The organism is Brucella sp. MAB-22, from assembly GCF_025908475.1.
In the GTDB taxonomy this organism is placed as follows: domain Bacteria; phylum Pseudomonadota; class Alphaproteobacteria; order Rhizobiales; family Rhizobiaceae; genus Brucella; species Brucella anthropi.
Genome location: NZ_CP109782.1, coordinates 769,858 through 782,532, shown reverse-complemented (window position 1 = coordinate 782,532; position 12,675 = coordinate 769,858). Strand labels below are relative to the sequence as shown.

Sequence of the window (12,675 nt, the reverse complement as noted above, 5' to 3'; positions counted from 1 at the left end):
TCAGCTCTGGGGACGCAGGCGCGTGCGCATCAGGGCATAAAGACCGAATGCACCGAGGATCAGACCTATGGTCGTATAGACCTCGTCCGGTGTTTCCGCTCCCCGACGCAATACGAGATCGGCTTTTGAAACCTGAAGCCCATCCGTGTTTCCCTGCACCAGACGAAATGCATAGAGCCCCGGAATGACCGGATCGATGTCCCCGGCGCTCTGGCGCAGAACGCTGCCATCCTGCGGGCGGTCCGTATTGATGGAACCGCTGGTGGAGGCAAAATCGAGTCCCTGGGAGAGAACCGGCTGACCGTCGCGGCTGACCGCAAGGGTCACCGCCGAGCGCCTTTCCGCAGGTACGTAACCCGGCAAAGGCGTTGCATCAATGAACACACGCACCGGCCCATCGTCCGCCGACAGCCTGACTTCCTGTATCTTGAAGCCGCTTTGGCGGTTTTCAAGCATGGTCCAGCGCCCGATTTCGCTGCCGGTGAAATGGCGCATATACCAAGGATAACCGATGGCGAGCCCGAAACCGGCGACGATCATCAAAATAAATAGCAATCGCGTCACGCTTTGCGCTCCCAACGGCGATCGGGCGTTTGCTGCCAGTAGGTCAAGTCGTGGCTCCCCGCCTTGAAATTTTTCCACTGCCCTCGGGCAATATCGAGCTGATCCTGATCGTGGCCGTCGAACATGACGACAAGACGTTCATAGGCATCCGCCTGTTCCAGTCCTGCGCCTTCAACGAGAAAGCGCACCGTCGCTCCATTCGGATTGGCTTCACTGGTCGTCAGCAGAACCGGCTGGTGTTCGGGATGAGGCTCTTTATCGGTGCCATGCGCCACGAAGGACGTATCGGAGAAGGTCCAGAGCAAACCATCCAGCGCATCGCGTCTTTCCTCGCTGACAGTCTGGATCGTGACGCGCCAGCCGCGCCCGAGCGAACGCTCGACCAGACCGGGCAAGGCCTCATCGAGTGTCGATTCCGTCAGATGGTAGAAGAGAATTTCCGCCATGCACTATCCGTTTCGGGAATGGGTGAAGAAATTGATTCCGCTTCTCCACCCATCCTTTTGTTTGGAAAAGATTTTAGCTTTCAAAATGATCCCGGACAAGGCGGTCCAGCAGGCGGACGCCATAGCCGGAAGCCCATGTCTGGCTATACTCGTTTGCTGGCGACCCCATAGCCGTTCCGGCAACGTCGAGATGCGCCCAAGGGGTTTCGCCGACAAAGCGCTTCAGGAACTGTGCCGCCGTGATCGATCCGCCGTAACGGCCAGCGCTGTTCTTCATATCGGCAAACTTCGAATCGATCATCTTGTCGTATTCGGTGCCGAGCGGCAGGCGCCACAGCTTTTCACCGGTCAACTGGCCTGCATCATAAAGCTGATCCGCAAGCTCGTCGTCATTGGAGAAGAGGCCGGCGTGATACTGGCCGAGAGCAACCATGACAGCGCCCGTAAGGGTGGCCAGATTGATGATGAAGCGCGGCTTGAAACGGTCATTCGTGTAGTGCAGCGCATCGGCGAGAACGAGACGGCCTTCGGCATCGGTGTTGATGACTTCAATCGTCTGTCCCGACATGGATGTAACGATGTCACCCGGGCGCTGGGCATTGCCATCCGGCATGTTTTCAACAAGGCCGATAATGCCGATGGCATTGACCTTTGCCTTGCGTCCAGCCAGAGCGCGCATCAGACCAGTAACGGCTGCCGCGCCACCCATGTCGCCCTTCATGTCTTCCATGCCAGCGGCAGGCTTGATGGAAATACCGCCCGTATCGAACACCACGCCCTTGCCGACAAAGGCAACCGGCTTTTCCTTGCTCTTCGCGCCCTGCCATTCCATGATAACCAGTCGCGGCGGGCGAACGGAACCCTGTGCCACGCCGAGAAGCGCGCCCATGCCGAGCTTCTTCATTTCCTTCTCGCCGAGAACCTCGATCTTCACGCCAAGCTTTTCGAGCTTTTCAGCTTCCTGTGCAAATTCGACCGGGCCGAGAATGTTCGCAGGCTCATTGACGAGATTGCGCGCCTGGATAACACCGTCCGCAACCGCTTCAGCAACTTCAAAAGCCCGCTTCGCCGTGTGCGGATCAGCGACGCAGATGCTGATCTTGGCAGCGTGTTTCGGATCGCCATTTTCCTCATTGTTCTTGCGCGTCTTGTAGCGCTCGAACTTGTAGGAGCGCAGAATCATACCAAGCGCGAGATCAGCTGCTTCGTCACCGGCAATGGTGGTTTCAGGCAATGCAAGCGTCACCGTTGCGCGCTCGGCTTTACCGATTCGTGAAAATGCAGCGCCGCCGATCTTCAACCAATCGTCATTGCCAAGCTTGCCCGGTTCACCGACGCCGACCAGAACAATCTTGTCGACACCGCTGGACGTGGTTTCGATCGCCTCAGCGGTCTTGCCGAGAGCACCGGTGAATCCGGAAATTTCGGCAATGCGCTTGATCTTTTCCGCACCGCCAGCAGCCTGAGCCGCCTCATCCGCAAAGCCGCCGCCCTTGGCGACGAGGACGATGGACACGCCTTTTTCCGGTGCTGCAAAATCGCTGAAAGAGATCGAAGGACGTTTAGACATGACAACTCCAAACTTGGTGTCGATTTGAGAATGACACGATTGTGTCGCGACTTTTCCCCACTCATGTGAGACGAATATGGCGAAACAGCAAGAGTTGATGCTAGATTGTCCAGTTTTAGCCCGAGGAAAACCGTGCAGGACACAATTGCAAACCCGTCTTACCTGCTCCGCACAAAAACTGGTTGCCATGAGCCGACTCATCGCTCATTAACAGGGCCCATTAATGGGAGTAGCAGAGCTGGCATCTTCCTAATGCTTTTAGTAGTCTGTTAACCGCGTTTATTGGGCCAATCTTAGCCAAGCGTCATTAAGTTTAATGATTATCACGAGTGCTGCTGCCCTTTCGGGTGCGCACTCCTTCAACGGAACCGGGATGTAGACTCCACCTATGCGATTGATTGAGTTGTACATCTTGCGCCGGGTGGCGATCATGTTCCTAGCAGTGCTTGGGGCGGCGGTCGGTATTACCTGGACTGTGCAGGTGCTCCAGCGCATCGACTTTCTGACCACAAGCGGACAGACATTCCAGACCATCATTCAGTTCAGCTCGCTGTTGATCCCGTCGGCCATCCCTCTCGTGATGCCGTTTGCGCTGATTATTGCGATCACCCAGACGCTTTCGACGATGAACCAGGATTCCGAGCTCGTCGTCATCAATGCGTCGGGCGCACCGCGCAGCGCGGTCATGCGTCCAATCCTGATTCTTGCAGCCGTCATTTCCGTCGTCTCGTTTCTCGTCGCCAATTATGTCGATCCCTATGCGCGCATGAACATGCGCGCGATGATTGCCAATGCCAGCGCCGACCTGATGAATGTCATCGTTCAGGAAGGCAACTTCCGGAAACTGGCGGATAATCTCTATATTCAGGTCGCAGAACGACGCGCAGACGGCAGCATTGGCGGGCTTTTCATTGCCGATTCACGTGATCCGTCGCTCGACCTCATCTATTACGCCGCAGATGGCGCGATTGCGTCGACGCCGACTGGCGACATGCTTTTGATGCAGAACGGTGAAGTGCAGCGGCGTGATGTGTCGGATGGCACCGTCTCGATCATCAAGTTCAATTCCTACGCATTCGATCTCAGCCAGTTCGCCTCGGCTGGCGACGATTTCGTTATCTACGCAAAGGATCGTCCGCTTTCTTACCTGTTGAATCCGGACCCGAACGATCCGATCCTTCAGACCCGTCCATTGCGCTACAAGGCCGAATTGCATCGCCGTCTGACGCAATGGCTCTATCCGGTTGTCTTTGCAATGATTGCACTGGCTTTTGCGGGCGATTCCCGCTCGCATCGCGAAGCCCGCGTATCGGCGTCCTTCTCGGCGATCAGCACCGCCCTTCTCGTCTATTGGGCAGGCTATTTCGCGTCCGACCGGGCCGACAAGGATGCAGGCTATATCGTTGTCATGTATCTCGTTCCTGCCGCTGTCATTCTTGTGACGGGCTTTGCGCTCGCTACCGGGCGACGGATCGGCCTGCCGGACAAATGGAACGACCGTATTCTCGACAATTTCGACAATCTGAGAAACCGTGTTTCGGAGCGCTATGCCCGTCTCACTGGACGTTCGCGCAATAAAGCCGGAGGTCAGGCATGATCGGCTGGACGCTTGGACGCTATTTCTTCATCCGCTACGTGCAGATCACGTTCTATTTTCTGCTCGGTATCTTTGCATTGTCCCTGCTTCTCGATTTTACCGAGAATGCGAGCAAGCTTTCGAACCTGCCGGACTATTCGGTATGGGCGGCGCTTGGCCTTTCCGCCATGCGCGTTCCGTTCATCATGCAGCAGATGATCCCGTTCGTTGCCCTGTTTTCCGCAATGGCGACGCTCATCTCGCTCAACAGAAAATACGAACTCGTTGTCGCCCGCTCCGTTGGCGTGTCGGCCTGGCAATTCCTTCTGCCTGCCTGTTTCGGCGCTTTCCTGTTTGGCCTTGCCACCATCTTCATCCTCAATCCGTTTGCTGCCTACGGCTTTGCCAAAGCCGACGAGATTGCATCGACATGGAAGACCGGCAAGGTTACCGACGTTTCCGCCTTGCGCGACCCATGGCTTCGCCAGAAAACGGATGAAGGCGAAACCATCATCGGCGCAAAAAGCATTCTGGATCAGGGCGCGACACTTGCCGATGCGACATTCATTCAGTTCGATGAAAAGAAGAACATCAAGGTCCGTTACGATGCGCGGACTGCGCAGCTGAAGGACGGTCATTGGGAGCTTACCGACGTGACGCGATTCGCGCGCGGCGAAGAACCCCAGAAAATGGCGAGTTTCAAGATAGAGACGCAGCTGCGCCCTGAATATGTAGAAGAGAAGCTCGCGACGCCGGACACGATCCCCTTCACGCAGTTGCGTCACAAGATCGAAGTCGCGCGTTCGTTCGGTTATTCGGCAAACGCATTTGACATGCAATACCAGTCACTTCTGGCATTGCCGGCATTGCTGATGGCGATGACTCTCATTGCTGCAACAGTGTCGTTGAAATTTGTGCGATTTGGTCAGTCAGGAGCGATGATTCTGGGTGGCGTTATCGCAGGCTTCATGCTTTATGTCGTTTCGGTGCTGGTGAAGGCATTCGGGAATGCGGGATTCGTTCCGCCGTTCGTGGCTGCCTGGGTTCCGGTTGTTATCGCGACATTCTTTGGTGTCTCCTTTCTGTTGCATAAGGAGGATGGTTAGTGGGTTCGAGTAACGCCCGCATGGTATTGCCCCATTCGCTCTCGCGTCTTGCGCGCGGGACGGCTTTGGCGTGCGTCCTTGCTTTACCTTTCATTTCTGTCGCAGCCCTGCCCTCTCCTGCATCGGCACAGGACGCTCTCGCATCCAATTATGAGAGCGATCCGAATGCGCGCATGCTTCTGCAAGCAGACGAGCTCGTCTATGATCGCGACATCAATACCGTCACGGCTCAGGGCAAGGTGCGCATCGAGTATGACGGCAACCATCTCGTCGCAGACAAGGTAACCTATAACCAGCAGACGCGGCGTATGACCGCGACGGGTAATGTTGAAATCGTCGAACGCGACGGCAACAAGATCTACTCCGAACATATGGATGTCACCGACAGTTTCCGCGACGGCTTCGTAAACGGCCTTCGCGTCGAGACGACGGATAACACCCGCTTCGCCGCCGAAAGCGCTGAACGCAGTAACGGCGAAATCACGACGTTCAACAATGGCGTCTATACGGCCTGCGAGCCCTGCGCGAAGAATCCGGACAAGCCTGTTCTCTGGCAGATCAAGGCGCGCAAGATCATCTGGAACAGCACGACGAAGACGGTTCGTTTTGAACATGGCCGCTTCGAGTTCTTTGGTATGCCACTTGCCTATTTCCCGGCATTCGAGATGGCAGACCCGACGGTGAAGCGCAAGAGCGGCTTCCTGTTTCCGGGTTTCTCCTACAAGGATGAGCTGGGTGTCGGCATCAAGAACTCGTATTTCTGGGCACTTGCGCCGAATTACGACGTGACCCTTTCGTCGACCTATTACACGAAGCAGGGCTTCCTGACCGAAGCCGAATGGCGTCATCGCCTGGAAAATGGCACATACAATCTTCGTATTGCGGGCATTCACCAGAACAAGCCTGAAGAATTCGATCTGAACACCATTGACCGCGAAGAAGACAATCGTGGCATGGTTTCATCGAAAGGCGACTTTAATCTCAATTCGCGCTGGCGTTTTGGCTGGGATGTGATGGCACAGACCGATCGGAATTTCAGCCGTACCTATGGCCTTGATGGATATGACGCTCAGACTCAGATATCCAAAATCTACCTGACTGGCGTTAATAATCGCAATTACTTCGATCTCAATTTCTATCGGTTTAACGTCCAGGAATCCTACCCAGTTACGGACGCTTACAAAGATTACGAGATGCATTCGAAGCAGCCTTGGGTTTTCCCAAGTCTGGATTATTCCTACACGATGCCTGAGCCAGTCTATGGCGGTGAGCTGAACTTCAATACCAATCTGCAGGTTCTCTATCGCCAGAATGCAAATTATACGGTGAACCCGAACAATGGTTTGCCTTACTACGCTCGTATTCCCGGCTTTAGCGGCACAAATGTTCGCCTGACCACCGAAGCGGAATGGAAGCGGACGTTCATCACGCCTGCCGGTCTGGTCATCACGCCGTTGCTGGCACTACGCGGTGACGCCATTGGCGCCAACACGAATTTCGATCCGGCGAGTGCTAACTATACGGACGCACTCGTACGTTCGGAAGCGCTTCGCGCCATGGCAACCGCAGGGCTTGAACTGCGCTGGCCGATCCTGTTCTCGACCACCAGTTCAACCCATATCATCGAGCCGATTGCCCAGCTTTATGTTCGCAACAACGAACGCTATGCAGGCGAGTTGCCGAATGAAGATGCCCAGAGCTTTGTCTTCGACGCGACGAACCTGTTCTCGCGTGACAAGTTCTCCGGTTATGATCGTGTTGAAGGTGGCACCCGTGCCAATCTCGGCGTCCGCTATTCGGGCAACTTCAACAATAGCGATTGGGCGCTTTATGCTCTCGGCGGTCAGTCATTCCAGCTGGGTGGCGTAAACTCCTACGGCACAAGCGATTTCGTGAATGTCGGCGCAGATTCCGGCCTGCAAGATGCCCGCTCCGACTATGTTGCCATGATCGGTACGTCCAACTCGACAGGTCTTGCTCTGGCTGCTCGAGGACGTTTCGACAAGGACAGTTTCGCAGTTCAGCGCGGCGAGCTTGAAGCCCAGCAGAGCTGGCAAAAGCTGACAGTTTCTGCACAATACGCCTATATCGCGCCGCAGCCGGCCTACGGATATAGTGATCTTCGTCAGGAAATTACCGGTTCGGCAACAGCGCGTATCAATACGAACTGGCGCGTCTTCGGCTCAGGCACCTACGATATGGTATCTGAAACCTTGGTCCGTGCATCGTCAGGCCTCGCCTATGATGATGAGTGCTTCACGTATTCCATGGCTTATGTCCAAACCCGCAATCCGGGTGATGATAAAGCGTCCCATAGCGTTGGCTTCAACATTTCGCTGCGCACCCTCGGCGACATAGGCAGCGGTAATCAGACTTTCTAATCTTGATGGACCGGAAGCGTTGGAAATGCTTCCGGTCTTTCCATTTAATGCGACAAAGAAATTTGCTCATCAAAGCCTGATTTGGCATCCTTTCTTCAGTATTCAGACGATACAAGCTTCCTAAAATAGCTTTTGGGTCATTGTTTCGCCGCACTAGCTCATCTATACAGGCAGCTTATGATCAGCCGCTGATATGATTGCTTGTTGGGCTGAATAGCGGCAATGATATAATGGGATATGTCCGGTAAGGATTGTCGTTCGTCGACCGGAAGGAATCGGGAAAGAAAGATGATGATTGCAAGACCTCTCTTCGCCTCCATGCTGAGCGCCGCAGTTTGCCTGACGACGCTTGGAACCGTTGCGGTTCCGGCATTTGCTGCAGGTGCAGGGTCCGAGGTCAAAGTCATCGTTTCCGGCAATGCCATCACGAACAGCGACATTCAGCACCGCGTCGCGTTCCTGAAGCTGCAACGCAAGGGTGGCAATCTCAGTCAGGTCGCGAAAGAAGAACTGACCGATGAAATGTTGAAGCGCATCGAAATGAAATCGCGCAGCATCAACATTACCGACCAGCAGGTCGATGAGGCTTATGCCGGGTTTGCCAGCCGCAACAAGATGAGCCTGGCTCAGCTCAATCAGTTGATGAACCAGTCAGGTGTTACGCCTGACCATTTCAAGAAATACATCATGGTCCAGATGGGCTGGGGCCGCCTCGTCAGCGCCCGCTTCCGCGCGACCGGCATGGTCAGTGAACAGGAAGCCGTTCAACGCATGTTGAAGGATGGCGGTAAGAAGCCTGTGGCAACCGAATATCGCCTTCAGCAGGTCATTTTCGTGATCCCCGCTTCCAAACGCTCTCCTGCCCTGCTTTCCAAGCGCAAGCAGGAAGCCAATGCGCTTCGCTCGCGCTTCCAGAGCTGTGACGCGACCCGTCAGCAGGCCAAAGGCATTCTTGACGTGACCGTCCGCGATCTCGGCCGCATCATCGAACAGCAATTGCCGAACGAGTGGGCGAAAGCGGTCAAGGCAACATCCGTCGGTGGCACGACCCCGCCACAGGAAACCGAAAAGGGCGTGGAATTCCTGGCAGTCTGCTCGACCCGCCAGATATCGGATGACCGCGTTGCTCAGCTCGTCTTCTCCATGGAAGGTGCAGATTCCCCTGCTGGCCAGGAAAAGAAAGCCGAACAGCTCAGCGAGAAATATCTGAAGGAACTGCGCGAAAAGGCGACGATCGTTAATCGCTAAACCGACCGGACGGTTCATCCGTCCTCTATGGAATATGACGTGATGTCCGCCGCACCTGTTCCTCTCCTCGCTATCAGCATTGGCGACCCTTCTGGCATCGGCCCCGATGTTGTGCTTGCAGCCTGGCTTCGGCGCAGCGAACTTTCGCTGCCGCCTTTCGCCTTGCTGGCAGATCCGCTGCAACTGGCTGCCCGTGCACGACACCTTGGTCTTGATGTTGAGATAGAGGTTATTTCCACTATATCTGCCGCAAGCAGTGTCTTTTCTCGTGCGTTGCCGGTGCTTCCGCTCGAGAACAAGCTGACGGATAATGTCGGGAAGCCGTTGCCAGAAAACGCTGCAGGCATCATCGAAGCCATCGAGCGCGCGGTCGCGCTCACACTGAAAGGTGAGGCTTCGGCAGTCGTTACCTGCCCAATCTCGAAGAAGCCGCTTTATGAAGCCGGGTTTCAGCATCCCGGCCATACGGAATTTCTGGCGGAACTGGCAAGCAAACATCTTGGAAAGCCTGTTACGCCGGTCATGATGCTGGCCGGGCCACAGCTTCGCGCCGTTCCGGTCACCATACACATTCCGCTTTCCGAAGTACCCGTACGCTTGCGTACTGCCGATATCATCGAAGTATCGCGGATCACCGCCACCGAACTGCGCGAACGGTTCGGCATCGCATCACCCCGTCTGGCCATATCCGGACTCAACCCGCATGCGGGCGAAGGCGGAGCCATGGGCAAAGAGGATGATGTCGTCATCCTTCCCGCAATCGAGGCGTTGCGCCATGAGGGGATCAATGCGCGCGGCCCCCTGCCCGCTGATACGATGTTTCACGCGCCAGCCCGCGCAACCTATGATGCTGCGGTCTGCATGTATCACGATCAGGCTCTTATCCCTGCCAAAGCGCTGGCTTTCGACGAAACCGTGAATGTAACGCTCGGGCTTCCCTTCATTCGCACATCGCCAGACCATGGCACGGCTTTTGACATTGCGGGCAAAGGCATCGCCCGCCCGGACAGCCTTGTCGCGGCTATTCGCCTTGCGCAAGAACTGGCTGAGAATGCAGCCAACGGACATTAACGAGTACAAATGGCATGAGTATTGATGGCCTTCCCCCGCTTCGCGAGGTAATCGAACGGCACGATCTGATGCCGAAGAAATCGCTCGGCCAGAATTTCCTTTTCGATCTCAATCTGACATCGAAGATCGCCCGGCAGGCGGGCAATCTGCAGGACCAGCCCGTCATCGAGGTTGGTCCGGGTCCCGGCGGACTGACCCGCGCACTTCTTGCCCAAGGCGCTTATGTCACGGCAATCGAGCGCGATGAACGATGCCTTGATGCTCTTGCCGAAATTGAGGCCCATTATCCGGGTCGTCTGCGCATCATCTCAGGCGACGCTCTTGAGCAGGATTTTTCGGCATTATTTCCAGATGGGCCAAAGCCGCGCATCGTTGCCAATCTGCCTTACAATGTCGGCACGCAGCTTCTGCTCAACTGGCTGCTGGTCGAGCCATGGCCCCCTTTCTATTCGTCGATGACATTGATGTTCCAACGGGAGGTCGCCGAGCGTATCGTCGCGACGCCTGACAGTGATCATTACGGACGTCTGGGTGTGCTCGCCGGGTGGAGAACTGTTTCGAAGATCAGCTTCGATGTACCACCGCAAGCATTTACACCACCGCCGAAAGTGATGTCGTCGGTCGTCCATATCATCCCGCGTGAAGACCCGCTGCCTTGCAATGCGAATGCGCTCGGGAAAATCACGCAGGCCGCCTTTGGACAGCGCCGCAAGATGTTACGCCAGAGCCTGAAACCGGTTGGCGGGGCCGAGCTTCTTGAGAAGACAGGCATCGACGGAACACGCCGTGCCGAAACGCTCAGTGTGGAAGAATTCGTCGCGCTGGCAAACGCCTATCGCCCGATCAAATAGTTAGAGCGGTTTACTCCTCTAATGACGGTCACTTTTCCCGGTGGCTGCCTTCGCCGCTTCAGGCGCAGCAGGCATGACTGGCAGCTTCATTTCATTGACGATCTGCCCCACGTGGTCGATCTCTTCACGGAAGCTGTTCAGGGACGAGCCAGTCAGTTTTTCACCAGCGTTGAGACGTGCCGTCAACGGATTGACATACTGATCGCCGACCTTGAGCTCATAATAGAGGTGTGGGCCTGTTGAATAACCTGTCGACCCGACATAGGCGATCACCTCACCCTGCTTGACGTGCTCGCCAACCTTCAGGTCTTTTCTGGCCGCTGAAAGATGCGCATAGGTCGTGCTGTAGCCACCCTGATGACGGATACGGACATATTTCCCATATCCCTTCTGATACGAGATCAGCTCCACCACACCGTCACCCGCTGCAACGATGGGCGAGCCGATCGGCGCATCGTAATCCACGCCATTATGGTGTTTGCGAACATGCAGAACGGGATGTATGCGCCAGCCAAAACCATCATTGAGACGGCCATTCGGGAGAGGTTTCTGCATGAGATATTTCGTCATGGAGGAGCCGTCTTCATTAAAGTAATCCGCACCGCCATTGCCTTCATGACGATACAGGCGGCGGCTTTTCCCATCCGTTGTGAACTCGACAAAAACCAGTTCCGGTTCCGTCTCCGCACTTTTGCGGAAGAGCAGGTCGATCAAGTCCGGCCTTTTACCACCATTCAGCGAAATACCATTCTGTGAAGCCAGCCTCTCGACTTCACCGACGATTGCTTTCGGTGCGCCCGCCTGTGCCAGCCGGGACGGAATGGAGCCGCTACTGCTGACCTCATTTTGTGGGTGGTAGGCTGTCAGCATCGCATCGCGCGACAGTCGTGCAAAAAGGCGTTCATTGCCGGTAGCGCGAAAAACGCCATCGTCGGCACGTCCGTAGACAGCTTTATCGATATCGCCATGCTCGAAGCGCGCAAGCGCGATGTGCTGTTCGCCATCAGCGCCAGCGTCTTGCCCCGATTTATCGACCAGCAGTTCCAGACTGTCACCGGGTACCAGTTCAGTTCGAGCCAGAGCCCCCTCAAGCCGCTTGCTGTCCTCGATTGCTATGCCTGCTGCCTGCAACAACGCACCCAATCGTTCGCGTGACTGCGGCGCGACAATAATTTCATGAACCTTGGCTTCTGTTCCTACGGCCGGTCTGGCGAGACTGACATTGACCGGAATACCCCGCTCCAGTGCTTCTTCGGCTGGTTCCGAACGAGATTTCAGCGAGGAAATTCCCCCGCGAAGCGCATCATCAATCGCGGCGCGTTTTGAGCCTTTGACGTCAAGAACCACATGCTGGTAGGTGTAAAGGCGCGCGTCGCCGTCCTCGACGCCTTCAGCTATGTCGATGCGTCTTGATACCCGACTTCCGGGGGCAATACTCCCTTCCGGCACCAGTCGCGCTTCTTTCGGTGCGGCGCGGTTCCTTCTCAGTGTAGTTGTATTGAACATGACCGGTTGTGCAGGCCGCCCATGCCGCACCAGCCGCCCTGTCGTAAACAAAAATCCGCCCCCGGCAATGACGGTAGCGGCTGCCAGTGCCAGACAGAACCGCAGATGTGTATGCAGGGAAAACCGGACCTGCCGGAATGGTCTCAGACTGTGGGAAGAAAGTGGCTCGCCCTTGAGGACAGCTCCGAAGGACGCAAAATCTGGCTCCGCCGTCGCAGCAACTAGTCTTTCGTTTGCTGACGCTGACCAGAAGACCATTTTAAATAATTCTCCGCCAAGGATTATCGGCGGAAGAGTGGCAAAGACAGCGGCCAAAATAAGGCTTCTGGCGGGATATCCACCAGAAGAGAATCACA

10 protein-coding genes are annotated in these 12,675 nt (G+C 55.8%); 6 read left to right on the top strand and 4 right to left on the bottom strand.

Going from position 1 to position 12,675, the window contains the following annotated elements; all coding sequences use genetic code 11:
* The 3 genes from bspB to OHI65_RS13205 form a co-directional block, all read right to left on the bottom strand.
* Positions 1-540, bottom strand: a complete 540-nt coding sequence (bspB, locus tag OHI65_RS13215; RefSeq protein ID WP_151663475.1) for a type IV secretion system effector BspB — start codon at positions 538-540, stop codon at positions 1-3.
* Between the two features lie 20 nt (positions 541-560).
* Positions 561-1,010, bottom strand: a complete 450-nt coding sequence (locus tag OHI65_RS13210) for a DNA polymerase III subunit chi (protein WP_012092389.1) — start codon at positions 1,008-1,010, stop codon at positions 561-563.
* A 73-nt stretch (positions 1,011-1,083) separates the two neighbouring features.
* Positions 1,084-2,580, bottom strand: a complete 1,497-nt coding sequence (locus tag OHI65_RS13205) for a leucyl aminopeptidase (RefSeq protein WP_040129505.1) — start codon at positions 2,578-2,580, stop codon at positions 1,084-1,086.
* 388 nt (positions 2,581-2,968) lie between these two features.
* Here OHI65_RS13205 and lptF point away from each other — a divergent pair, with 388 nt between their 5' ends.
* From lptF to rsmA, 6 genes are all read left to right on the top strand, one after another.
* Positions 2,969-4,177 (top strand): LPS export ABC transporter permease LptF, encoded by a 1,209-nt coding sequence (gene lptF / locus OHI65_RS13200; protein ID WP_010661667.1) that lies wholly within the window; start codon positions 2,969-2,971, stop codon positions 4,175-4,177.
* Positions 4,174-5,262, top strand: a complete 1,089-nt coding sequence (lptG, locus tag OHI65_RS13195) for an LPS export ABC transporter permease LptG (protein WP_094514904.1) — start codon at positions 4,174-4,176, stop codon at positions 5,260-5,262. The genes lptF and lptG overlap by 4 nt, the downstream gene beginning before the upstream one ends.
* Positions 5,263-5,282: 20 nt before the next feature.
* Entirely contained in the window at positions 5,283-7,643 is a 2,361-nt protein-coding gene (locus OHI65_RS13190; protein ID WP_264359165.1) for an LPS-assembly protein LptD, read from the top strand.
* 288 nt (positions 7,644-7,931) lie between these two features.
* Positions 7,932-8,891 (top strand): peptidylprolyl isomerase, encoded by a 960-nt coding sequence (locus OHI65_RS13185; RefSeq protein ID WP_010661664.1) that lies wholly within the window; start codon positions 7,932-7,934, stop codon positions 8,889-8,891.
* Between the two features lie 42 nt (positions 8,892-8,933).
* Positions 8,934-9,962, top strand: a complete 1,029-nt coding sequence (gene pdxA, locus OHI65_RS13180; RefSeq protein WP_041545222.1) for a 4-hydroxythreonine-4-phosphate dehydrogenase PdxA — start codon at positions 8,934-8,936, stop codon at positions 9,960-9,962.
* 14 nt (positions 9,963-9,976) lie between these two features.
* Positions 9,977-10,813, top strand: a complete 837-nt coding sequence (rsmA, locus tag OHI65_RS13175) for a 16S rRNA (adenine(1518)-N(6)/adenine(1519)-N(6))-dimethyltransferase RsmA (RefSeq protein ID WP_264358985.1) — start codon at positions 9,977-9,979, stop codon at positions 10,811-10,813.
* A gap of 18 nt (positions 10,814-10,831) precedes the next feature.
* On the opposite strand, the gene OHI65_RS13170 is transcribed toward rsmA, so the two are convergent.
* Entirely contained in the window at positions 10,832-12,577 is a 1,746-nt protein-coding gene (locus OHI65_RS13170; RefSeq protein ID WP_264358984.1) for a M23 family metallopeptidase, read from the bottom strand.
* Positions 12,578-12,675: the final 98 nt, after the last annotated feature.